This window comes from Kitasatospora sp. NPDC056184 (assembly GCF_042268405.1).
GTDB lineage: Bacteria > Actinomycetota > Actinomycetes > Streptomycetales > Streptomycetaceae > Kitasatospora.
Window position 1 is genome coordinate 32,325 of the sequence record NZ_JBHJUI010000007.1, and the last position, 23,378, is coordinate 55,702.

17 protein-coding genes and 1 tRNA gene are annotated in these 23,378 nt (G+C 73.4%); 9 read left to right on the forward strand and 9 right to left on the reverse strand.

Annotation, left to right across the window (positions count from 1 at the left end; all coding sequences use genetic code 11):
• Positions 1-54: 54 nt before the first annotated feature.
• Genes ACFC0B_RS16030 through ACFC0B_RS16040 form a run of 3 tightly spaced genes read left to right on the forward strand, consistent with a single transcriptional unit; the run spans position 55 to position 2,910 of the window.
• Complete coding sequence (locus ACFC0B_RS16030; protein ID WP_376086419.1) at positions 55-717, forward strand: aminodeoxychorismate/anthranilate synthase component II; 663 nt, start codon at positions 55-57, stop codon at positions 715-717.
• A gap of 5 nt (positions 718-722) precedes the next feature.
• Complete coding sequence (locus tag ACFC0B_RS16035; RefSeq protein WP_376086420.1) at positions 723-2,012, forward strand: class E sortase; 1,290 nt, start codon at positions 723-725, stop codon at positions 2,010-2,012.
• Between the two features lie 52 nt (positions 2,013-2,064).
• Positions 2,065-2,910, forward strand: coding sequence for a class E sortase (locus ACFC0B_RS16040; RefSeq protein ID WP_376086694.1), 846 nt, complete (start codon positions 2,065-2,067; stop codon positions 2,908-2,910).
• 157 nt (positions 2,911-3,067) lie between these two features.
• Here ACFC0B_RS16040 and pknB read toward each other — a convergent pair whose 3' ends face one another.
• The 6 genes from pknB to ACFC0B_RS16070 form a co-directional block, all read right to left on the reverse strand.
• Positions 3,068-5,230 (reverse strand): Stk1 family PASTA domain-containing Ser/Thr kinase, encoded by a 2,163-nt coding sequence (gene pknB / locus ACFC0B_RS16045; RefSeq protein ID WP_376086421.1) that lies wholly within the window; start codon positions 5,228-5,230, stop codon positions 3,068-3,070.
• 261 nt (positions 5,231-5,491) lie between these two features.
• Positions 5,492-6,949 carry a peptidoglycan D,D-transpeptidase FtsI family protein gene (locus tag ACFC0B_RS16050; RefSeq protein ID WP_376086422.1) on the reverse strand — a complete coding sequence of 486 codons (1,458 nt, stop codon included), beginning with the start codon at positions 6,947-6,949 and terminating at the stop codon, positions 5,492-5,494.
• Positions 6,946-8,367: an FtsW/RodA/SpoVE family cell cycle protein gene (locus ACFC0B_RS16055; protein WP_376086695.1), complete on the reverse strand. Its 1,422-nt coding sequence runs from the start codon at positions 8,365-8,367 to the stop codon at positions 6,946-6,948. Before ACFC0B_RS16055 ends, ACFC0B_RS16050 begins: the two co-directional genes overlap by 4 nt.
• A gap of 112 nt (positions 8,368-8,479) precedes the next feature.
• Entirely contained in the window at positions 8,480-10,111 is a 1,632-nt protein-coding gene (locus ACFC0B_RS16060) for a PP2C family protein-serine/threonine phosphatase (protein WP_376086423.1), read from the reverse strand.
• Positions 10,112-10,164: 53 nt separating this feature from the next.
• Positions 10,165-10,716: an FHA domain-containing protein gene (locus ACFC0B_RS16065; protein ID WP_376086424.1), complete on the reverse strand. Its 552-nt coding sequence runs from the start codon at positions 10,714-10,716 to the stop codon at positions 10,165-10,167.
• A 13-nt stretch (positions 10,717-10,729) separates the two neighbouring features.
• Positions 10,730-11,596, reverse strand: a complete 867-nt coding sequence (locus tag ACFC0B_RS16070) for an FhaA domain-containing protein (protein WP_376086425.1) — start codon at positions 11,594-11,596, stop codon at positions 10,730-10,732.
• Positions 11,597-12,012: 416 nt separating this feature from the next.
• Here ACFC0B_RS16070 and ACFC0B_RS16075 point away from each other — a divergent pair.
• Positions 12,013-12,096: transfer RNA gene (locus ACFC0B_RS16075), tRNA-Leu, on the forward strand.
• 96 nt (positions 12,097-12,192) lie between these two features.
• Here ACFC0B_RS16075 and ACFC0B_RS16080 read toward each other — a convergent pair.
• Together ACFC0B_RS16080 and ACFC0B_RS16085 are read right to left on the reverse strand one after the other, a co-directional pair.
• Entirely contained in the window at positions 12,193-13,335 is a 1,143-nt protein-coding gene (locus ACFC0B_RS16080) for a sensor histidine kinase (RefSeq protein ID WP_376086426.1), read from the reverse strand.
• Entirely contained in the window at positions 13,332-13,982 is a 651-nt protein-coding gene (locus ACFC0B_RS16085) for a response regulator transcription factor (protein WP_355362651.1), read from the reverse strand. The genes ACFC0B_RS16080 and ACFC0B_RS16085 overlap by 4 nt, the downstream gene beginning before the upstream one ends.
• A gap of 295 nt (positions 13,983-14,277) precedes the next feature.
• Between ACFC0B_RS16085 and ACFC0B_RS16090 the strand changes: the two genes are divergently transcribed.
• Positions 14,278-16,116, forward strand: a complete 1,839-nt coding sequence (locus ACFC0B_RS16090; protein ID WP_376086427.1) for a phosphatidylglycerol lysyltransferase domain-containing protein — start codon at positions 14,278-14,280, stop codon at positions 16,114-16,116.
• A 219-nt stretch (positions 16,117-16,335) separates the two neighbouring features.
• Positions 16,336-17,070, forward strand: coding sequence for a hypothetical protein (locus ACFC0B_RS16095; RefSeq protein ID WP_376086428.1), 735 nt, complete (start codon positions 16,336-16,338; stop codon positions 17,068-17,070).
• Between the two features lie 60 nt (positions 17,071-17,130).
• Here ACFC0B_RS16095 and ACFC0B_RS16100 read toward each other — a convergent pair whose 3' ends face one another.
• Positions 17,131-19,881, reverse strand: a complete 2,751-nt coding sequence (locus ACFC0B_RS16100) for a SpoIIE family protein phosphatase (protein ID WP_376086429.1) — start codon at positions 19,879-19,881, stop codon at positions 17,131-17,133.
• Positions 19,882-20,124: 243 nt separating this feature from the next.
• Between ACFC0B_RS16100 and ACFC0B_RS16105 the strand changes: the two genes are divergently transcribed.
• The 3 genes from ACFC0B_RS16105 (at position 20,125) to ACFC0B_RS16115 (ending at position 23,378) form a co-directional block, all read left to right on the forward strand.
• Entirely contained in the window at positions 20,125-21,297 is a 1,173-nt protein-coding gene (locus ACFC0B_RS16105; protein WP_376086430.1) for a rhodanese-like domain-containing protein, read from the forward strand.
• A 138-nt stretch (positions 21,298-21,435) separates the two neighbouring features.
• Positions 21,436-22,140, forward strand: coding sequence for a DUF5819 family protein (locus ACFC0B_RS16110; protein WP_376086431.1), 705 nt, complete (start codon positions 21,436-21,438; stop codon positions 22,138-22,140).
• Entirely contained in the window at positions 22,137-23,378 is a 1,242-nt protein-coding gene (locus ACFC0B_RS16115) for an HTTM domain-containing protein (protein ID WP_376086432.1), read from the forward strand. The genes ACFC0B_RS16110 and ACFC0B_RS16115 overlap by 4 nt, the downstream gene beginning before the upstream one ends.

The window sequence follows — 23,378 nt, forward strand, 5'->3', positions numbered from 1 at the left end:
CCGGCGGCCCCGCCACCCGCTCCCGTCCCCGCACCCCCCGGAGAACGCGCGCCCATGACCTCCCGGCCGACCCCGCCCCGCATCCTGGTCGTCGACAACTACGACAGCTTCGTCTTCAACCTGGTCCAGTACCTCTACCAGCTCGGCGCCACCTGCGAGGTGGTCCGCAACGACGAGGTGACCGTCGAGCACGCGGTGCGCCGCGACGGAGACGCCGGCTTCGACGGGGTGCTGCTCTCCCCCGGCCCGGGCGCCCCCGAGGAGGCCGGCGTCTGCATCGAGATGGTGCACCACTGCGCGCGGATCGGGCTGCCGGTGTTCGGCGTCTGCCTGGGCCTGCAGTCGATCGCGGTGGCCTACGGGGCCGTCGTCGGCCGGGCGCCCGAGCTGCTGCACGGCAAGACCTCGCCGGTCGAGCACGAGGACGGCGGGGTGTTCGCCGGCCTGCCCTCGCCGTTCACCGCCACCCGGTACCACTCGCTGGCGGTCGAACCCGCCACGGTGCCGGACGAGCTGGTGGTCACCGCGCGCACCGGGAGCGGCGTGATCATGGGGCTGCGCCACCGCGACCTCGCGGTGGAGGGCGTGCAGTTCCACCCGGAGTCGGTGCTCACCGAGGGCGGTCACCGGATGCTCGCCAACTGGCTGGCCGAGTGCGGCGACCCGCAGGCCGTAGACCGGTCGGCCGGGCTCGCCCCGGTGATCGGCCGGGGCTGAGCGGCGTGACCGCGGTGCGTCCGGAAGCGGACCCGCAGGGCGGCGGCGCGTACCGGCAGCCGTACCCCCCGGCCTCGGAGCACCCGTACCAGCAGGGGCAGCCGGGCCAGTTCGGTGAGCCGGGCCAGTTCGGCGAGCAGGGCCAGTACGGCGGGGCGCCGTACCCGCCGGGGCCGTACCAGCAGGGCCAGTACCAGGGGTACGACCCGTACCAGGAGCAGCAGCTCCGGCAGGGCGGCTGGATCCCCGCCCAGCCGAACCAGGGCCAGGGCCAGGACCACAGCCAGGGCCAGGGCCACGGCTGGCCGGGCCAGCACGGGGCCGAGGACGGCTGGGGCGTCTACGAGCAGGCCGCACCCCCCGTGGCGCCCGAGCGGGCGGAGGAGGCGCTCCGCCTGCACCTGGAGAGCCCGGACGCGCCCGGGACGGAGCAGGCGGTGTTCGCCGCCGCCGAGACGGTCACCATGGACGCGGTGGCGGGCGAAGCGCCGCAGCCCGTCCCCGGCGGGCGGGCCGAGCGCCGCCGGGCCGCCCAGGGGCGCGGACGGCGCCGCGGGGGAGCCCGGACCGCCGCCGCGGACCGGCCGCGGCCGAAGGAGTCGGCGGCGGTGGTCCTCGCCCGGTTCCTCGGCGAGCTGTGCATCACCCTCGGCCTGGTCATGCTGCTGTTCGTCTCCTACCAGCTCTGGTGGACCAACGTGCAGGCCGACGCGGCCGCCGACGGGGCCCGCAGCCGGCTGGAGGAGCAGTTCGACGCGGCCGCCCCGGCCCCGGCGCCGGGACAGCCGGCCCCGGATCCGGCCAAACCGGAGACCTTCGAGCCCGGCAAGGGTTTCGCGATCATCCACCTGCCGAAGCTCGGCCAGAAGTTCCCGATCGCCGAGGGCACCGCCAAGGGCGCGGTGCTCGACAAGGGCCTGGTGGGGCACTACACGGGGACCGGCATGCCGGCCGACAAGGCGGGCAACTTCGCGCTGGCCGCGCACCGCAACACCCACGGCGAGCCGTTCCGGCGGATCAACCAGCTCGGCAAGGGCGACAGGATCGTGGTGGAGACCGCCACCGCGTACTACACCTACGAGGTCACCGGCGGCATCCCGGAGACGCCGCCGTCCAACGTGAGCGTGATCAAGCCGGTGCCGAACGGCGCCGGGTACGGCGGCGCGGGCCGCTACATCACGCTGACCACGTGCACGCCGGAGTTCAGTTCGAAGTACCGGCTGATCGTTTTTGGCAAGATGATCGAGGAACGGCCGCGCAGCCAGGGCAAGCCGACCGCCCTCACGGGAGGCTGACCGCGAGCGGGCGAGTAGCAAGGGGAGAGACGTGACGCAGCAGACCGGAGCGCTGGCGGAGGAGGCCTTCCCGGAGCCCGGGCCGGAGGCGGGGAACCGGCCGCCCCGGCGCGGGCGCGGGCGGGCACTGGCCGTGCTGGGGGTCTTCGGCGAGCTGCTGATCACCCTCGGCCTGGTGCTCGGCCTGTTCGTCACCTACTCGCTCTGGTGGACCGACGTGCTGGCGGACCGCTCCGCCGCCGCGGCCTCCGACCAGCTGCGCGACTCCTGGTCGGCCGGCGGGCCGGCCGCCCTCCCGTCCGGTGCCCCCGCCGGCTCCCCGTCCGGTGCCGCCACCCCGGGCGCCCCGGCGGCCGACGGCGGTCCGGCGTCCGGCGCGGACGGCACCGGCGGCGCGGCCGCCCCGGCGGGAACGGACGTCGGCTTCCTGCACGTCCCCGCGATGGGCCGGAACTACCAGGTGCTGATCCGGATGGGCACCGACGCCGACACCCTGGCCGAGGGCGTCGCCGGGGTCTACGAGCAGCCCTACCGCGCGGCGATGCCCTGGGACGCGTCCGGCAACTTCGCGCTGGCCGCCCACCGGGACGGGCACGGGGCGAAGTTCCACAACCTCGACGCCCTGCGCAAGGGCGACCCGATCGTCGTCGAGACCCGGGACAAGTGGTACGTCTACCGGGTCGACAGCACCCTGCCGGAGACCACCAAGTTCGACACCGGCATCGTCGCCCCGGTGCCGAAGGGCTCGGGCTACACCGAGCCTGGCCGGTACATCACGCTGACCACCTGCACCCCGGTCTACACCTCGCGCTACCGGATGGCGGTCTGGGGGAGCCTGGTGCGGGTGGACGACGTGGACGCCAAGCGCACCCCGCCCGCCGAGCTGCGGCGCGGCTGAGGCCCCGGAGAGGGCAGGGAACGCCGGGGAGCCCCCGGAGCGCACGGAAACGCCCGAGGGCCCGTCGACACCTCGTCGACGGGCCCTCGGGCGTTCCGGGGGACAACCCGGCCGGCCGTCCCGGTCCTGAGGGGCTCAGAACCAGGGGAACCAGGGCCTAGTTGTTGTTGGGTCCCCCTTTGGTGTTCGTGGGGTTGGGGAAGCCGGGGATCCCGGGGACGGTGGGTGTGTCCCCCCCTTTGGGCGGATCGACGGCCTTGGTCATCAGCCCGACCGAGGTGTTCGGGTCCACCTGGGTCCCGGCGGCCGGGTTCGAGGCGAGGACGATCGCGTTCGGGTCCTGCGGGCCGCCGGTGACGCTGTACTTCAGGCCCATGCTCTCCAGCTTCGCGATCGCGTCCTTGAGCGGGAGGTTCTGCATCGGCGGGACCGAGACCTTGTCCTGCGCCTTGTAGATGGTCAGGGTGATCTTGGTGTTGGCGGGCTGCTTGCCGCCCGCCGGGCTCTGCGAGGCCACCGTGTTGACCTTGGTCGGGTCGTTGGTCTGCGTCGTCTTCGAGGCGTCGACCTGGAAGCCCGCGCCCTCCAGCGCGGCCTGCGCGGCCTCCTTCTGCTGGCCGACCACGCTCGGCACGTTGATCTTGGCCTTGCCCTGCGAGACGGTCAGCTTGACCGGGGCGGTCGGGTCGGCGCCGCCGCCGGCCGGGTCCTGGGCGATGACCTGGTCCAGCGGGGCGTTGTCGTCGTCCTTGTAGTCGGTCGTGACGTTGGTGAAGCCGGCGTCGGTGAGCGCCTTGAGGGCCTGGTCCTTGGTCTTGCCGACCACGCCCGGCACGGTGGCCTTGGCCGGGCCGGAGGACAGCTGCACGGTGATCGTGGCGGTCTCGGCCACCTGGCCGCCGACCGCCGGGTTCTGCGTGCAGACCTGGTCCTTCTTGACGTTGGCGTCCGGGCAGGCGACCTTCTCGCCCTCGGTGACCACCAGCTTGGGACCGGCCTGCGCGGCGGCCGTCTTGGCGTCCGCCAGGGTCTTGCCGACCAGGTTGGGCACCGCGATCTGCGGCGCATCCTTCTTGTCGTCGCCCTTGTTGCCGAACATCGCCTGGGCGACGAAGAAGGTGCCGACCAGGACCAGCACGGCGGCGACCGCCAGCACGATCCAGGAGGTGTTGCTCTTCTTCGGCGGCTCCTCGCCGCGCCGGCCGCCGCGGCCGTAGCCGTCGTCGTAGCCGTCGTTGCCGCCGCCCGGGGCGCCGGCGTAGGTCTGGCCGTAGCCGTCGTCGTAGCCGCCGGCCTGCGGCTGGCCGGGGTAGCCGGCCGGGGAGGCCTGCGGCAGGACGGTGGTCGGACCGCCGGGAGCCTGCTGCGGCAGCACGTTGGTCTGGCCGTACGGGTCGTGCTGCTGCGGGTAGCCGTTCTGGTCGTAGCCGTACCCGGCGCCCATGCCGTAGGCGGCGGCCTGCTGGGCGGCGGCCACCGGCAGGCCGTCGAGGAAGCGCTCGATGTCGTCGCGCATCTCGTCGGCGGTCTGGTAGCGGTAGTCGCGGTCCTTGGCGAGCGCCTTGAGCACGATCGCGTCGACCTCGGGGCGGACCTCGGGGTCGAAGACGGACGGCGGCTGCGGCTCCTCGCGGACGTGCTGGTAGGCGACCGCCACGGGGGAGTCGCCGACGAACGGCGGGCGGACGGTGAGCAGCTCGTAGAGCAGGCAGCCGGTGGAGTACAGGTCGGAGCGGGCGTCCACCTGCTCGCCCTTGGCCTGCTCCGGGGAGAGGTACTGGGCGGTGCCGATGACGGCGGAGGTCTGCGTCATCGTCATGCCGGCGTCGCCCATCGCGCGGGCGATGCCGAAGTCCATCACCTTGACGTTGCCCTGCCGGGTCAGCATGACGTTGGCGGGCTTGATGTCGCGGTGCACGATGCCGGCCCGGTGCGAGTACTCCAGGGCCTGCAGGATGCCGATGGTCATCTCCAGCGCCCGCTCCGGCAGCAGCCGGCGGCCGGAGTGCAGCAGCTCGCGCAGGGTGGAGCCCTCGACGTACTCCATCACGATGTACGGGATCGAGATGCCGTCGATGTAGTCCTCGCCGGTGTCGTACACGGCGACGATCGCGGGGTGGTTCAACGACGCCGCGGACTGCGCCTCGCGGCGGAAGCGGGCCTGGAACGACGGATCACGGGCCATGTCGGCCCGGAGCGTCTTCACGGCGACGGAACGGCCGAGCCGGGTGTCATGGGCGAGGTACACCTCGGCCATGCCGCCGCGTCCGAGGACGCCGCCGAGCTCGTACCTGCCGCCGAGGCGACGAGGCTCTTCCATAGTTCCGACCCTCTCCCTCACCGGCCGGTGAGGTTGTGACGTAGGTGTCCCCACACGCTCCGTGTGACGCCGTCCGGGCCCCGGGTGGTTCTGCGATCAGGACCGTCCGGCACCGCGCGGACGGCAACGGACACACCCGTTGCTGCGGATACGCTACCGGTCGGACGGGGTCGGACCCGAGTCGGCCGCAGGCCGATATCAGACCGGTATCCGGACAGGGGTGCCGATCGTGACATTTCCCTCACTCGCGGACGCATGCCGTCACTTGCCCAGGACGGCCTGCATCACCGACTTGGCGATCGGCGCGGCGAGTCGGCCGCCGCTGATGCCGTCGCGGTTGTTGGAGCCGTCCTCGACGACCACCGCGACCGCGACCGAGCGGCCGTCGGAGGCCTTGGCGTACGAGGTGAACCAGGCGAACGGCAGGCCCGCGTTGCCCTCGCCGTGCTGGGCGGTGCCGGTCTTGCCGCCGACCGTCAGGCCCGGGATCTTGGCGTTCTTGCCGGTGCCGTTCTCGACGACCGAGACCATGAGGTCCTGCAGCTTCTGCGCGGTGGCCGGGCTGACCGGCTGGGAGAACTGCTTGTCGGTGTGCTTGGAGATGGTGGTCAGCGAGGCGGAGCGCTCCTCGGCGACCAGGTAGGGCTGCATCAGCGTGCCGTTGTTGGCGATCGCCGCGGAGACCATCGCCATCTGCAGCGGGGTGGCCTGGGTGTCGTGCTGGCCGATCGAGTCCTGGGCGGTGCCGTCCGGGGTGGAGTTGGACGGGAAGACGCTCTTCTCGGAGCGGATCGGGGTGTCCACGGTGCTGTTGAAGCCGAACTTCTCGGCCTGCACCCGCATCTTGTCCTTGCCCAGGTCGGCGCCCATCTTGGCGAAGACGGTGTTGCAGGACTGGTCCATGCCGGACTTGATCGTGGCGTTGCCGCACTGCTCCCGGTCGGACTCGTTCTTCAGCACGAAGTTGGTGCCCGGCAGGGTGTACGGGTCCGGGGTCGCGGTCTGGTCGTCGATGTTCTGGTACAGGCCGTTCTCGAACGCCGCCGCCGCGGTGACCAGCTTGAAGGTCGAGCCGGGCGGGTAGGTCTCGCGCAGCGCGCGGTTGAGCATCGGCTTGTTCGGATCGGCGTTGAGGTCGGTCCAGGCCTTCTCGTCCGACTTCTCGTTGCCGGCGAAGCTGGCTGGGTCGTAGGACGGCGTGGAGACCAGGGAGAGGATCGCGCCGGTCTTCGGGTCGAGCGCGACGACCGCGCCCTTCTTGTTGCCGAGGCCCTCGAAGGCGGCCTTCTGGGCCTTGGAGTTGATCGTGGTGACGACGTCGCCGCCGCGCTTCTGCTCGCCGGTCAGCATGTCCAGGGTGTTGCGGAAGAACAGCCGGTCGTCGCTGCCGGAGAGGACGCCGTCCTCCAGCTGCTCCAGGAAGCTGGAGCCGTAGGCCTGCGAGGAGTAGCCGGTGACCGGGGCGTACATCTGGGGGTCGGTCCAGGACCGCTTGTACTTGTAGCGCAGGCCGTTCACGAAGGTGGACTGGGTGATCGGCTGGCCGTCGACGATGATGTTGCCGCGCGGGTAGGCGTAGCGGTCGTAGACCTGGCGCTTGTTGTACTTGTTGCTCGCCCAGGCGTCGGCCTGCACGCCCTGGATCCAGTTGGTGCGCACCATGAGGGCCAGGATCAGCACGAGGCAGAAGATCGAGACCCGGCGGATGGGCTTGTTCACGAGGCGGTACCCCCCTGGATCTCGGGTGTGGGGGTGGGTTCCACCCCGGGGCGGCGGGCGTTGTCGCTGATCTTCAGCAGGATCGCGACCAGCGCCCAGTTGGCGACCACCGAGGAGCCGCCCTGGGCGAGGAACGGCATGGTCATACCGGTCAGCGGGATCAGGCCGGTGACACCGCCGGCGACCACGAAGACCTGCAGCGCCATCGCCGAGGAGAGGCCGACGGCGAAGAGCTTGCCGAACGGGTCGCGGGCGGCGACCGCGGTGCGCAGGCCGCGCTGGATCAGCAGGGCGTACAGCATGAAGATCGCCATCATGCCGGTGAGGCCCAGCTCCTCGCCGAAGGAGCCGAGGATGAAGTCGCTCTTGGCGGCGAAGTCGATCAGCCAGGAGCGGCCCTGGCCGAGCCCGGAGCCGGTCACCCCGCCGGAGCCGAAGGACATCAGCGCCTGGCCGATCTGCTCGGTGGCGCCCGGCGGGTGCTTCGGTTCGAAGGCCGCCATCGGGTCGAGCCAGGCGTCGATGCGGGTCTTCACGTGGCTGGTGGTGGAGGCCACCGCGACCGCGCCGCCGATCGACATCAGCAGGCCGAAGACGATCCAGCTGGTCCGCTCGGTGGCGACGTAGAGCATCACCACGAAGAGGCCGAAGTACAGGAAGGACGAGCCGAGGTCGTTCTCGAAGATCAGGATGAGCAGGCTGAGCAGCCAGATCACGATGATCGGGCCGAGGTCGCGGCCGCGCGGCAGGTACAGGCCCATGAAGCGGCGGCTGGCCAGCGCCAGGGCGTCCCGCTTGACCATCAGGTAGCCGGCGAAGAACACGGTCAGGATGATCTTGGCGAACTCGCCGGGCTGGATCGAGAAGGAGCCCATCCGGATCCAGATCTTGGCGCCGAAGTCCTCCTTGCGCGCCGGGAAGAACGCCGGCGCGGCGAGCAGCACCAGGGCCACCGCCATCGAGATGTAGGTGTAGCGCTGGAGGACCCGGTGGTCCTTCAGGAAGACGATCACCACGATGAAGAACGCGATGCCCAGGCCCGACCACATCAGCTGGTTGGCCGCGGCCGGGAAGTTGTTGTGTATCAGCGGCCCGGCCTTGTCGAGCCGCCAGATCATCACCAGCCCGAGCCCGTTCAGCAGGGTGGCGATGGGCAGCATCAGCGGGTCCGCGTACGGCGCGAACCTGCGCATCAGCAGGTGCGCGATCAGCGCGAGCGCGCCCATGCCGAGGCCGTAGCCGAGCATGCCGGTCGGCAGCGCGTCGTCCATCGCCAGGCCCACGTTGGCGTACGCCAGGACGGGCAGCACCACCGCGAAGGCGAGCATCGCCAGCTCGGTGTTGCGCCGGTTGGGCGTGGCCTGCGGGGAGATGGTGGTGTTGCGGCGGCGCCGCGAGGACGCGCGGTCGGCCGGCACGCCGGAATCCCGGCGGTTGGCGTCGCTGCTCACATCGAAGGTACTCACGTCGTAGCCGCTCCCTGACGGCCGGCGGGCCCGCGCCGGGTGGGCCTATGTCGGGTCGCGTCCATCACGGCTTCGGGCAGGAGTCGGCGCGCTGCCGCTCCTCGTCGGTCAGGCCGGGCAGGTCGCCCTGCGGGGCGGCCGGGGCCACCGGGGCCGCGGTGGCCGGGGCGGTGGCGCTCGGGGTCGGGACCGGCGGGGTCGTGGGGACGCCGGCCGCCGGGGCACGGCCGGTGGCGGACGGGCTGGGCGGCGTGGTGGCCGTCACGAACCCGGCGTGCGTCGCCACCGTTCCGGCGGCCTGCTGGGCCGCCGGGTTGGCGGCCGGGTTGGCGGCCGCGGCCCGGACGTCGGCGACCTTCTTGCAGAGCGCGGCCTGCTCGCCCAGCTTCTTCACCTTGTCGTCGGCGTCGCCGAGGCTGCTCGCCGAGATGGTGTTGGTGACGTGGGTGCGCTGGTCCTGCGGGAGGTACTTGAGCTCGATGTCCTTGTACGGCGTGTGCACCGAGGACAGGTTCAGCCCGGCCAGGCTCTGGTTGACGCCCTGGTAGACGGCGACGTGGTCGCCCTCGGCGCCGACGTAGTACTGGCCCTGGGTCCACTGGTAGCCGAAGAAGCCGCCCGCGCCGAGCAGGCCCACGGTGACCAGGCCGACCAGCGAGAACGTCAGCGCCCGGCTCCTGCGCTTCTTGCGCGGCGGCGCGTCGCCGAAGTCCTCGGTCCCGTAGACCGGGGGCTCGCCGCCCTCCGGGTAGCCCTCGGCCGGCCCGAAGCCGCCCTGGCCGTCGGGGTGGCCGGCGCCGTAGCCCTCGGCGGGGCCGAAGGCGCCCTGCGGGCCACGGCCCAGCCCGGCGGCGCGGCCGGCCGGGGTGTCCGCGATCGAGCGGTCGGCGGCGGACGAGGACGGCGGGGTCTCGGCGACCGCGCCGACCACCACCGGCACGTCGTTGAACCGGCCGCTCAGGGTGTCCGTGGCGCCGACGTCGAGGACGTCCGCCACGATGCAGGTGATGTTGTCCGGACCGCCGCCGCGCAGGGCGAGCTGGATCAGCTCCTGCACGGTCTGCTCGGGCGCGTAGAAGCTGCCCAGGGTGTCCTGGAGGGTCTGGTGGCTGACCGGGCCGGAGAGGCCGTCGGAGCAGATCAGGTAGCGGTCGCCGGCCCGGACCTCGCGGATCGACAGGTCGGGCTCGACCTGGCCGCGGCCGTCCAGGGCGCGCATCAGCAGCGAGCGCTGCGGGTGCGTCTCGGCCTCCTCGGGCGTGATCCGTCCCTCGTCGACCAGCCGCTGCACCCAGGTGTGGTCCTGGGTGATCTGCACCAGCGCGCCGTCCCGCAGCAGGTAGGCGCGGGAGTCGCCGACGTGCACCAGGCCCATCCGCTGGCCGGTCCAGAGCATCGCGGTGAGGGTGCAGCCCATGCCCTCCAGCTGCGGATCCTCCTCGACCATCTGGCGGAGCCGGTCGTTGGCGCCCTGGACCGCGTCGCCGAGCAGGGTCAGCAGGTCGGCACCCGGCACGTCCTCGTCCAGCCGGACGATCGAGCCGAGCACCTCGGAGGACGCGACCTCACCGGCCGCCGCGCCGCCCATGCCGTCGGCCACGGCCAGCAGCCGCGGGCCGGCGTAGCCGGAGTCCTCGTTCCCCTCCCGGATCAGTCCCTTGTGGGAGCCGGCGGCGAAGCGCAGCACCAGGGTCATGCGACCTGTGCCCCCCTCTGGGTCATGGACGGGATGCTGTCCCTCATGCGCTACTACTTCCGCAGTTCGATGACGGTCCTGCCGATACGGATCGGCATGCCCGGCTGGAGCGGGGTCGGCGCGGTCAGGCGCTGACGGTCCAGATAGGTGCCGTTGGTGGAGCCTAGATCCTCCACCGTCCACTGCCCAGTCTGGTCGGGATAGATCCTGGCATGCCGGGAGGACGCGTAGTCGTCGTCCAGCACGATGGTGGAGTCGTGGGCCCGGCCGAGCGTGATGGTCTGGCCCTGCAGCGCCACGGTGGTCCCGGCCAGCGAGCCCTGCACCACGACGAGCTGGGTCGGGGCGCCGCGGCGGCGTCCGCCGCCCTGGGTCGGCGGGCCGCCCGGGGCCGGCTGGCCCTGCGGGGCGCGCCCGGCGGCCGCGGCCGCTCCGGCGGCGGCCGCGGGGGCGGACGCGGTGGGGGCGCCGCCCCGGCGGGAGGCCCGCGGGTTCACCCGGGTCCCGAACAGATCGCTGCGGATCACCTGGACCGCGACGATCACGAACAGCCACAGCACGGCCAGGAAACCCAGCCGCATGACCGTGAGGGTCAGTTCTGACATAACCGCGCCCGCTCTACCCTTCGACCTGTCGGTAGACGATGGTGGTGGAGCCCACGACGATTCGAGAGCCGTCGCGGAGCGTAGCGCGCTGGGTGTGCTGCCCGTCCACCACGATGCCGTTGGTGGACCCCAGGTCCAGCACCATCGCCGGGGTGCCGGGGCGGATCTCGGCGTGCTTGCGGGAGACCCCGGGGTCGTCGATGCGGACGTCCGCCTCGGTGGAGCGGCCGAGCACGCAGGCGTTGCCGGTGATCTGGTGCCGGGCGCCGTTGACCTCGATCCAGCGGCGGACCGAGGTGCCGTGGCCGGCGCCCGGGAACGGGCGGACGTTGCCGCCGGCCGGCGCGGGCGGGCCGGGGGGCATGGCGGGGGGCGCGGCAGGCGGCGGGGGCGCGCCGTACGGGGCGGCGCCGGGCTGCTGCCACGGAGCACCGGGGGCCTGGGCGGCCGGCGGGCGGCCGTAGCCGGGCTGGGTCGGCTGCGCCGGGGCCTGCTGCTGCGGGTCCTCGGCGGCGAGGGTGCGGCTGCGCACCCGGTACAGGCCGGTGTCGAGGTCGTCGGCCTTCTCCAGGTTCACCTGGAGCGGTCCCATGAAGCTGTAGCGCTGGGCCTCGGCGTACTCGCGGACCATGCCGGCGAGCTCGTTGCCCAGCTGCCCGGAGTAGGGGCTCAGCCGCTCGTGGTCGTGCGGGCTGAGCTCGACGATGAAGTCGTTGGGCACGACGGTGCGGTCGCGGTTCCAGATGCTGGCGTTGTTGTCGCACTCGCGCTGCAGCGCGCCGGCGATCTCCACGGGCTGGACCTCGGACTTGAACACCTTCGCGAAGGTGCCGTTGACGAGACCCTCGAGTCGCTGCTCGAACTTCTTCAGCACTCCCATGGGGCACCCCCTTCCAGGGTTCGGTCGCCTGCCTGCCGACCGGTTCCCGGGGAACCGGTCACGCCTACTTGCGGTACTTCCGTACTGATCGTATCCACGCCGGGGCCATCCGTACGGTTCCCGGACCACGTGGTGCCCGGGGGTGGGCTCGGACACACAGGGTGACGCATGCGGGCGGCAACATGCCAGGGCCACCCGCCCGGCGGGGCCGCCGTCCGTCGCTCGCCTGTTCGCCGGGCATCCGTTCGGATGCGCCCGGGTGCCCCGGGGAACGGATTCGGAGGCGACCCGCAGGTCGTGCTACTGTTTTCCATGTCGGAAGGGGCGCCCACCGGGTGGCCCGATCGAAGAACCGCGAGGGCCACATGGTACCGAGCGGAACGGCTGATCGACCGGCAAGCGGTGAAAACACCCATGCGCGGGTGGCGGAATAGGCAGACGCGCTGGATTCAGGTTCCAGTGCCCGAAAGGGCGTGGGGGTTCAACTCCCCCCTCGCGCACAGCGAAGCCCCGCAGATCTTCGGATCTGCGGGGCTTTCTCGTTCTTCCCGTCCGGCTCCTCCGGGGCGGTTCCCCCGGGGGCGGCGCGGGGCGGCTCAGGAGGTCGGGGCCGGCAGGTCGGCGAGGACCTCGAATCCGCCGTCCGGGGTCGGACCGGCGGTGAGCGAACCGCCGAGCAGCTGGGCGCGCTCGCGCAGCCCGACCAGGCCGTGGCCGCCGCCCGGCAGGGTCTGCACGGGGCGGACCGGAGGCGCCTCGTTGCGCACCTCGACCCGCAGCCGCCGGCCGAGGGCCCGGATCCGGACGTGCACCGCGGCCTCGGGCGCGTACTTGGTGATGTTGGTGAGCGCCTCCTGCACCGTGCGGTAGGCGGCCCGCTCGACCGCCTCCGGCCAGGGGTGGTCGCCCGGGAGGAGCTCGGTGTCGGCGGCCAGCCCGCTCTCCTCGATCAGCCGGGGCAGGTCGGCCAGCCGGGGCTGCGGGGCCAGCGGGGTGTCCATCCGCGGACCGCCGGCCCGCAGCACCCCGACCATCTGGCGCAGCTCCTCCAGGGTGCGCACGGAGAGTTCGCGGATGGTCCGGGCGACGCCCGCGGCCGCCGGGTCGGGGGTGGACACCTGGAGCGCGCCGGCCTGGATGCTGATCAGGCTGACCTGGTGCGAGACCACGTCGTGCATCTCCCGGGCGAGCCGGCCGCGCTCCTCGCTGAGCACCCGCTCGGCGAGCAGCCGGCTCTCCCGCTCCTGCCCGCGGGTCAGCTCGTCCAGCCGGGAGGCCAGCTCCCGCCTGGTCCGGGAGAGCAGACCGGTGGCGGCCGGGCCGGCCGCGAGCATCACGGACTGGATGGCGTACAGGGCGGTGTCCCGGCTGATCGTGAAGGACTGCTCGGAGACCGGCCAGTGGAAGAACTCGACGAGCGCGAACAGGACGGCGCAGGGCACCACCACCCGGGGCCGGGGGCGTTCGGCGGCCACCGTGTAGACGGCGGTGATCGGGGCGAGCCAGATGTCGTCGACGTAGCTGCCGGGCATGGTCAGCAGCAGCACGGTGACCGGGAAGCGCCGCCGCCACGGCAGCGCGACGGCGGCCAGCACCGACAGCAGGCTCTGCCAGAGCGGGGCGCCCCGGGCCACCAGGGCGGCGTCCACCAGCGAGTAGAGGGCGGGCAGCAGGAGCATCAGCCAGGGCGCGGTCAGCCCGGCCAGGAGGCGTCGTGCGGGAAGGGCTCCGCCGCTCATGCCCCGTCGCTCGGCTTCGGGCGGACCAGCCCGGCCCGGTGGGCGATCACGGCCGCCTGGACCCGGTTGGCGGCGCCGAGCTTGCCGAGGATCGCGCTGATGTGGTCCTTCACCGTGCCGGTGCCCAGGAACAGCCGGTCGGCGATCTCGGCGTTGGACAGGCCCTCGCCCAGCAGCGCCAGCACGTCCAGCTCCCGGCCGGTCAGGGTGCGGGCCAGGGTGGCCGCCTCGGCGTCCGGGCCGCCGCCGTCCACGTAGCCGCCGATCACGGTGCGGGTGACCGTCGGGGAGAGGATGTTGCCGCCGGCCGCGAGCACCCTGACGGCGTGCACCAGCTGCTCCGGGGCGGTGTCCTTGAGCAGGAAGCCGGACGCGCCGGCCCGCAGCGCGGTGCCGATGTACTCCTCGGTGTCGAAGGTGGTGAGCATCGCCACGGCCGGCGGGTCGGGCAGCGCCCGGAGCCGGCGGAGCACCGAGATGCCGTCCAGGTCGGGCATCCGGATGTCGAGCAGCACCACGTGCGGGCGCAGCCGCCGGACGTGCTCCTCGGTCTGCGCGCCGGAGCAGTCGCCGACCACCTCCAGGTCGGGGGCGGAGCCGACGATGAGGCCGAGCCCGGACCGGACCAGGATCTCGTCGTCGACGATCAGCACGCGGGTGGTGGTGATGGGTCCCTCCTCGGTTCGGCGGCCGGGCCGGGCCGGTCCGCATGACTGGAATCGAGGGTAGGCCCTGACCGGGGGCTATGGCCGACCCCGAGACCGGTCAGGGGCACCCCCGCCGAACGGCGGGGGTGTGAATCCGCTACCTGGTTCACGCCATTCTCACCGTCAGTGGGGAACCATGGAATTGGCTGCCGCTCAGTCGGCCTGCCGGCCGAGGTGGGCGTCCGCCGGGTCGTGTGCGGATGCGACCCACCACCTGATCGTTTGGAATTGAGCTGTGTCGTCCACTGTGAAGCCGGAGCCGTCCACCTCCCCCACCGGGTCCGGGTCCGAGCCCGGCGCCGTCGTGGCGCGCTGGCGCCCGCGGGCCGCCGCGGCGACGGTCTGGTACCTGCGGCTGATCGCCCTGCTGAACCTCGTCACCGTGCTGCTGGTGCCGTTCCGGGACCAGGTCGAGACGCACAACGAGGGCGAGTACTTCACCCCCTACCTGATGACCGCGGGCCTGAGCAGCGCGGTGCTGTCGGTCTTCCTGGCGATCGCCATGCGGCGCCGCAAGCGGGCCGCCTGGATCTTCAACATCGCCCTGGCCGGGGTGTTCGCGCTGCTCTACCTGGCGGCCATGTCGCTGCCCGACGAGGGCTTCGACCGGCACCCGCTGAACTATGTCTCCACCGTGCTGACCTGCGGTTTCGTGCTGGCACTGCTGGTCGGCCGGAAGGAGTTCACCTCCAAGGGCGACCGCTCCAACCCGAAGACCGCCGCCGCGACCTTCGTGGCCGGCCTGGGCTTCGGCGGCGTGGTCGGAGCCGCGCTGGTCGCGCTGACCAACAACCTGCCGACCGCGGACTTCTGGGACATGTTCCGCTACTCGGTCGGCCGGATGGTCACCGTCACGCCGTCCGAGCACCTGCGCTCCGTGATCGACGCGCCGACCTGGGTGAACGCGGTCATCAACGCGATGGGCGCGCTGCTCTTCCTGCTCGTCCTCTACGTGGCCTTCCGCAGCCCGCGCGGCACCGAGCTGCTCAGCGCCGAGGACGAGCAGCGGCTCCGGGTGCTGCTGGACAAGCAGGGCGAGCGGGACTCGCTCGGCTACTTCGCGCTGCGCCGGGACAAGGCGGTGGTCTTCTCGCCGAGCGGCAAGGCGGCGATCGCCTACCGGGTGGTCGGCGGCGTCTCGCTGGCCTCCGGCGACCCGATCGGCGACCCGGAGGCCTGGCCGGGCGCGATCGACGTCTGGCTGGCCGAGGCCCGCGAGCACGCCTGGGCGCCGGCCGTGATGGGCGCCTCCGAGGAGGCCGGCGTGATCTACGCCCGGCACGGCCTGGACGCGCTGGAGCTGGGCGACGAGGCGATCGTCGAGCTGGACGAGTTCTCGCTGGACGGCCGGGCGATGCGGGTGGTGCGCCAGGCGTACAACCGGGTCAAGCGGGCCGGGTACACCGTGCGGATCCGCCGCCACGAGGAGATCCCCGAGTGCGAGATGGCCGACCTGGTGGCCAAGGCCGACCAGTGGCGCGACGGCGCGACCGAGCGCGGCTTCTCGATGGCGCTGGGCCGGCTCGGCGACCCGGGCGACGGGCGCTGCGTGATGCTGGAGTGCCACGACGCCGACGGCGAGCTGCAGGCCCTGCTCAGCTTCGTGCCGTGGGGTGCGGACGGGCTCTCGCTGGACCTCATGCGCCGGGCCCGGGACACCGAGAACGGGCTGATGGAGTTCATGGTGATCGAACTCCTTCAGCGCGCCCGTGAGGTGAATCTGGCGCGGGTCTCGTTGAACTTCGCCATGTTCCGTTCCGTTTTCGAACGCGGGTCGAAGCTCGGTGCCGGGCCGGTGCTGCGGCTCTGGCGTTCCGTTCTGGGCTTCTTCTCGCGCTGGTGGCAGATCGAATCCCTCTACCGGGCCAACGCGAAGTACCGGCCGATCTGGGAGCCGCGTTATCTGCTCTTCGAGAAGAGCAGCGAGATTCCGCGGATCGGCATCGCGAGTGCCCGGGCCGAGGGCTTCATCACCGCACCGAGCCTGCCCGCGCTGTTCCGTCGCCGACACCAGGGGCCGCCCGCCGCCGAGGCGCCCCGCGTGCCGGTGGCGGCACGGAACGGGAAGGGGTAGACCCTCCGCCGGGGGGCGGAGGGGGCCGGTCGTCCGGATGGGGGGATTTCGGGGTGATCCCTCCCCCCAGAGGATGACGGGGATCCGCACAAATGCCGATGTGGATTACCGAGGCGCCTTCTAATCTGGGGGTAGTCGGGAAGGCGCTTGCGCCGACGGGGATTTGGAGAACCGGTTGTGATGCGGAGGACCCACGCGGGGGGCGTGCGAAAGGGGCCGGTGGCTATTGCCGGAGAGGCCGCTGTCGCCGAGTGGGGAACGCTGTTCGGCACGGTGCGGGAGCAGGTGGTGCGCAAGAAGTTCGCGGCCGTCCCGCTGGCGACCGCGGCGACCTGTCTGATCCTGCTGTTCAGCATCGTCCAGCACCTGCCGGGCGGGGAGCACTTCGTCACCCGGATCGGCGTGGTGAAGGCGGCCCTGCCGCTGGACGTCTCGCTGCTGCGGACGCCGCTGTCGCTGTACGTGCCGGCCCTGGACCTGCCGGTGTGGGGCGCGCTGGCGCAGGTCTTCGTGGTCTTCGGGATCGCCGAGATCGTGCTCGGCCGGCGGCTGACCCTGGTGGTGGCCTACACCTGCACGCTGGCCGGGACGCTGTTCGCCCGGGTCGGGGTGGCGATCGGGCCGGACCACCTCTTCGGGTTCCCGAAGTGGGTCGCCCACGTGCGGGACACCGGGCCGTCGGCCGCGGTGGTGGCGCTGGCGATCTGCATCGCGTTCCGCTGCCGGGCCTGGTTCACCGCCGGGCTGGTGGTGACGCTGATGGTCGGCGAGGCGATCGTGCTGCCGAACCTGGCGGGCATGGAGCACGTGGTCGCGGTGATCGCGGCGCTGCTGATCGCGGTCTCGGTGGAGGTGTTCGGGGACTTCTGGCCGCGGGTGCTGGCCGGGGTCGGGGCGGCCACCGTGGTGGCGACGGCCGCCGAGCCCCGCCGCCGGGCCCCGGCCGGCGCCTGAGCGCGCGGGCCCGCGGCCCGAAGCGCCGGGTCGAGGCGGCCCGGAGGCGAGTGGGCTCCATCAGAGCGGCAGTTCGAACCAGACCACCTTGCCGACGGCCTTGCGGGCGGTGCCCCAGCGGTCGGCGAGCTTGGTGACCAGGGTCAGACCGCGGCCGGTCTCGCCGAGTTGTTCGGCGGGTTCCAGGGACGGCAGGTTGTGGCTGTCGTCGCTGACCTCCACCAGCAGCTTGTCGACCCGGATCAGCTGGAGCTGGACCCGGTCGCGGGCGACCCGGACGGCGTTCGTGACCAGCTCGCTGACCAGCAGCACGGCGGTGTCGCCGATCGACTCCAGGTGCCAGGCGGCGAGCTGCTCGCGGACCAGGGCGCGGGCCCGGCCGACCTCGCGCTGGTCGACGGTGAGGTCCCAGGTGGCGACCTCGCTCGGCGCGACCCCGTCGAAGCGGGCCACCAGCAGCGCGACGTCGTCCTTGCGGTCGTCCGAGTGCAGCCGCTCCAGGACCACGTCGCAGGCCTGCTCGGGGCTCTGCGTCGGGTCGATGAGGTTGCCGCAGAGCGCGGCCAGCCCGGCTCCTATGTCGCCGCCCCGGACCTCGACCAGACCGTCGGTGCACAGCACCAGCATCGAGCCGTCCGAGACGTCGATGGTCTTGGCGACGAACGGGACCCCGCCCACGCCGATCGGGGCGCCGGCCGGGATCTCCAGCAGCTCGCCGGTCCCGTCCGGGTGGACCAGGACCGGCGGGACGTGGCCGGCGCTGGCCAGCTCGCAGGTCCGGTTGATCGGGTCGTAGACCGCGTACAGGCAGGTGGCGAGGTGGTCGTCGCCGAGCTTGTGGGCCAGGTTGTCCAGGTGGCGCAGCAGTTGGCCGGGCGGCAGGTCGAGTGCGGCGAGGGTCTGCATCGCGGTGCGGAATCGGCCCATCGCGGCGGCCGAGTGCAGGCCGTGGCCCATGACGTCGCCGACCACCAGGGCGACCCGGCTGCCGGGCAGCTGGATCGCGTCGAACCAGTCGCCGCCGACCTCGGCCCGGGAGTCGCCGGGCAGGTAGCGGTGGGCGATCTGGACGCCGGGGATCTGCGGCGGCCGGGTCGGGATCATCGACCGCTGGAGGGTGGTGGCGACCCGGGCCTCGGCCCGGTGCAGCCGGGCGTTGTCCAGCGAGAGCGCGGCCCGGGCGGCCAGCTCCTTGAGGGTGGCGGCGTCGCTCTCGTCGAAGGGGCCGCGGTCGGGGAGCCGGAGCAGCTTGAGGATGCCGAGCACGGTGCCGCGGGCGGAGAGCGGCACCACCAGCATCGAGCGGCCGGAGACCACCGGGACGAGTTCCGGGCCGCCGAGCGCGGCGGCGTAGTCGACGGCGACGTCCACGGTGACCACCGGGACCAGCACCGGCTGGTTGAGCTGGAGGGCCATCCCGGGCGGGGTGCGGCGGGGCATCGCGACCAGCGAGCCCTCGGCGAGCACGTGGTCCCACTGGCCGGTGGACTCGTTGCAGGCGAGCGCGACCCGGCGGAGCATCGTGTCGTCGTCCGGGCGGGCCTCGGGCAGCTCGGAGTCGGAGATCAGGCCGTCGACGAGGTCGACGCAGGCGAAGTCGGCGACCCGGGGGACGAGCACCCGGCACAGCTCGTGGGCCGTGAAGCCGAGGTCGAGGGTGGTGCCGACCTTGCCGCCGACCTCGTTGAGCAGGGCCAGCTGCTCGCCGGCGTGGCCGTTGGTGAGGAACGGGCCGAACCGGCCGGCCGACGGCGCGGGGGCGGGCGGCGCGGCGGGCGGCTCGTCCGGGAGGAGCCGGTGCCCGTTGGCGGGCGGCCCGACGGTGGTCTCGACGGTGGTCTGCTCGATGGCGGTGCCTCCTCTCGGCGGGGCCGGGACGGCCGGGCCGGCGGCCGGCGTGCCGAGGCCGGCCGCGGTCGGGGCGGTGGAGGTCGGGGCGTTGGCCTGCGCGGCGGCGGCCTCGCGCTGGGCGGGCAGCGGTCCGGCCGGACGGCGGCCGGGCGCGGACTGCTCGGGCTGCGGGGGCGGGCCGAGCCGGGCGGTGCGCTGCTGCGCGGTCGGGTAGCGGCGGCCGATCCCGGCCGCGGCGTGCGCGGTGCCGGCCGCCGGGTCGGCCGGGCGCAGCGGCAGCACGGTGGCCGGGTCCAGCCGCAGGGCGGGCAGCCCGGCGCGGGCCAGGGCGGCGAGCAGCGGTCCGCGGCGTTCGGTGGAGCCGGGCAGCAGCGCGGCGAGCGGCTCGGGGACCGGCCGGCCGGGGGCGGTCAGCGCGGCGGAGAGCCGGTGGAACCCGCCCAGCGCGCCGGGGGCGGCGGCGAACGGCAGCAGCCGCTCGCCGACGGCCAGCCGGGGGCCGGAGGAGCGCAGCGGGCGGGCGTCGGCGGCCAGCGCCAGCAGTGCGCCGGCCGGGCCGTGCACCGGGTAGGCCCACCAGAGCACGTCCCGCAGGTGGTCCTCGCGGTCGACCACGGGCAGCTGACCCGCCCAGGGGGTGCCGGCGGCGGTCAGTTCGGCGAGGGTGGTGAAGGTGTCCCGGCGGCGTCCGGCGGCCGGGAGCGCGGCCGGGCCGGGCACGCTGCGCGGCTCGGCGGCGGGCAGCAGGCCGGCGGCCGGGCGGTCGTGCACGGCGTCCGCGCGGTGTCCGAACAGCTCCTCGGCGGCCCGGCTCCACTGGGCGATCCGCCCGTCGCGGTCGACCAGCACGAGGGCGAGCCGCACCAGGGCGACCACCCCTGGGGGTTGGTCGCCCGGTGCGGTGGCGGGCCCCGGGTCGGTGCCCGCCGGACGCGGTGTGGAGTTGGGATCGTCCACCATGGATTCGGTCTGCTCCCGCCTGGCCGCCCTGTCGGGAGACGGCCGTTTCTCCGGAGGAAGGCATGCTGTGCGGATACCAGCGAAGCACGGACGGGCCGGGAGTCGATAGCGAAACGGGGAGATTCCTCGGTATCAGTTGCGTGTCACGTGCCGTGCGCCGGTGCGCGCTCCCCGGCCATCGCGGGGCGGCCCCGCGCGGGCGGACGGTAGGGTCGCAGGACGGCACGCAGGAGGAGGCGAGAGGTGACCGCGCAGATCCCGGTCCGCTGGACCGATCCGGAGCAGCAGGAGCTGGAGGAGCGGGTCGAGGCCGCCGAACTCGCGTGGCTCACCATGGACGTCGACGTGCGGACGCTGCGGGTCGAGATCGACAACTTCGCGCTGATCCACCACCAGCTGCTCGGACCGCTGTACGCCCGGCTGGACGAGCTGGACGCGCTGCTCGCCGAGGCGGTGGCCGTCCGCACCGGGGACCCGGAGGACCTGCGGCGGGCCCGTGCCGCGCGGCAGCGGGTCGAGGACCTGCCGGACCTGGACGCGCTGTTCGACAGCGTCCGGGAGCAGAGCGAGCAGGAGCAGGCCCCGCCGCCGCCCGCCGCGCCCGCCCGGGTGCGGCCCGGCCGGGACGCCCAGCGGATCTACCGCGAGCTGGTCCGCCGCGCCCACCCGGACCTGTCCACCGACCCGGCGGAGCAGGGGCGCCGGGCGGCGTTCCTGGCCCGGGTCAACGAGGCCTACGCATACGGCGACACCGGCGCGCTGGAGGCGCTGGCCGCCGAGTGGTCCACCGCGCCCGAGGCGGCGCCCGCCGTCGACTCCCCCGACCGGCTCGGCTGGCTGCGCCGCCGGCTGGAGTGGCTGACCGGCCGGATCGGCGAGCTGGCCACCGAGCAGGTCCGGCTGGAGCGCAGCGCGATGGGCGAGCTGCTGGCACTCGCCCCGCAGGACCCGGACGGGCTGCTGACCGAGTTGGCCGAGCAGTTGCTGGCCAAGGCCGCCGCCCAGCAGACCGAGCTGGAACGCCTGCTGGGGACCCGGCCGGTGGGGGACAATGGCGGGGCCGATCCCGACCCCCAGGAGAATCAGACGATGTTCGCGCAGATCCCCACCATCACCGCCGCCGCCGTGCCGGCCGACGCCGCCCTGCTGGACGTCCGGGAGCAGGACGAGTGGGACGCCGGGCACGTGGAGGGCGCGCTGCACATCCCGATCGGCGAGGTGGTCGCGCGGATCGGCGAGCTGCCGGACGAGAAGCTGTACGTGCTCTGCCGGGTCGGCGGGCGTTCCGCGCAGGTCGTCCAGTACCTGGTGCAGAACGGCCGGGACGCGGTCAACGTGGACGGCGGGATGTTCGCCTGGGACGGCGCGGGCCGTCCGATGGTGAGCGGCGACGGACAGGACGCCTTCGTCCTGTAGGGCCGGTCCGAAGGGCGCGACGGGCGGGGGCGGCGGGGCGGACGGACCGGGGGGGTCCGCCGGGCACCGCGCGTAGGGCAGGATGGGCGCGCGACCGGGCCGGCGCGGTGCCGGCCCCACCCGTCCCCGGGGGAGTTCATGGCCGAGAGTGCCGAGGCCGCCGAGAACGCCGAGACCGTCGACAGCACCGGGAACGCGGACCCGCCGCCGGTCCGCCGGACCTGGTCGACGCTGGCGCGGGCCGTCCTGGGCACGGCCGCCGCACTGCTGGTGTCGGCCACCGGGCTGTTCCTCGGCGCGGTCTTCCTGCACGTGGCGCCCGCCAACCCGCTCTCCCGGGAGTACCGGGAGCAGCTGGACGGCCTGATCTACCCGGAGTTCGAGCAGAACTGGAAGCTGTTCGCGCCCAACCCGCTGCAGCAGAACGTCGCGGTGGACGCCCGGGTGCGCACGGTGTCGGCGGACGGGGAGCCCGTGGTCCACGACTGGGTGGGGCTGACCGCGCAGGACGTCGCGGCGATCCGGGGCAATCCGGCGCCCAGCCACGCCGACCAGAACCTGCTGCGCCGGGCCTGGGACTTCTACGACGGCTCGCACAGCGCGCAGGACGAGTCGCCGACCACCGAGCGCGGGCGGCTCGCCGAGGAGTACCTGAAGCGGATCGCGGTGCAGCGGATCGGCCGCGGTGTGGCGGGGCGGCCGGTGGTGGCGGTCGAGCTGCGGGTGACCACGGCGACCATCACCCCGCCGGAGTGGAGCGGGGAGGCGGCGCCGCCCGCGCCGAAGGTGCGCGAGCTGCCCTGGTGGCCGGTGCGGGACGAGGACGTGCGGGGGCTGTGGTGAGCGGCACGACACCGGCCGGAGCGCAGGAGCGGCTGCTCGACGGGATCCCGCGCCAGCCCGGACCGGCGGCCGGCGAGGGCGGGCCGGCCGGTCCGCACCGGCCGGGGCCGGCCGGGCTCGCGGCCCGGGCGTTCGCGGTGTTCACCGGCCGGGTGCTCGGGCGGTACCAGGCGGCGGCGGTGCGGATCGGCTTCGGGCTGGTCTGGCTGGCGTACCTGCTGCGCGAGTGGCCCAACCGGCGGCTGCTGTACGGCGACACCTCGCCCTGGTCGGCGGAGCTGGCGGACCGGCTGCTGGCGGACAACGGGGCGTTCACCGTGCTGCCCTGGTTCGGCGGGCGGCTCTGGTTCGAGCTGGTGTACCACCTGGCGGTGCTGGCCGCGCTGGCGGTGCTGCTCGGTTGGCGGACCAGGGCGGCCACCGTGCTGTTCCTGGTCACCGTGCTGTCGCTGCAGAACCGCAACGTCTTCCTCGGCGACGGCGGCGACAACATCGTCCACCTGATGGCGGTCTACCTGGTCTTCACCCGGTGCGCCGAGGTGTGGTCGCTGGACGCCCGGCGGGCCGGGTCCGGGCGGGGCGGGGCGGCCGGGGTGCTGCTGTGGGCGGTGCTCGGGGCGGTGCTGCTGCTCTGTCAGCTGGGGGGCTTCGCCGGGACGAGCCTGGACTGGACGGTCCCGGCGTTCCCGTACGTCGGCTGGGGGCCGCTGTTCTGGCTGCTCTGGGCGGTGGCCGGGCTCTGGTGGCTGGTGGACCGGCTCGCGCCGCGGGGCGAGACCCGGGCGGTGCTGGACGCGCTGGCGACCATGGTGCACAACTGCGCGATGCTGGTGATCGCCGTCGAGGTGGTGCTGATCTACGCGACGGCCGGCTGGTACAAGGTGCAGGGCTCGCGCTGGCAGGACGGCACCGCGCTGTACTACCCGCTGAACCTGGACTACTTCACGCCCTGGCCGGGGCTGTCCGGGCTGGTCGGCGGGGCGCTGCTGCCGGTGTTCCTGATCACCTACGGGACGGTGCTGCTCCAGGTGGCCTTCCCGTTCACCTTGGTGAACCGGCGGATCAAGAACGCGCTGCTGGTGGTGATGATGGCCGAGCACGCCGGGATCGCGGTGCTGCTCGGGCTGCCGGTGTTCTCGCTGGCGATGATCGCGGCGGACGCGGTGTTCCTGCCGACGGCGGCGCTGCTGTGGGCCGGGGCGCGGGTCGCGCGGATCCGGCCGGGGGGCCGCCACTAA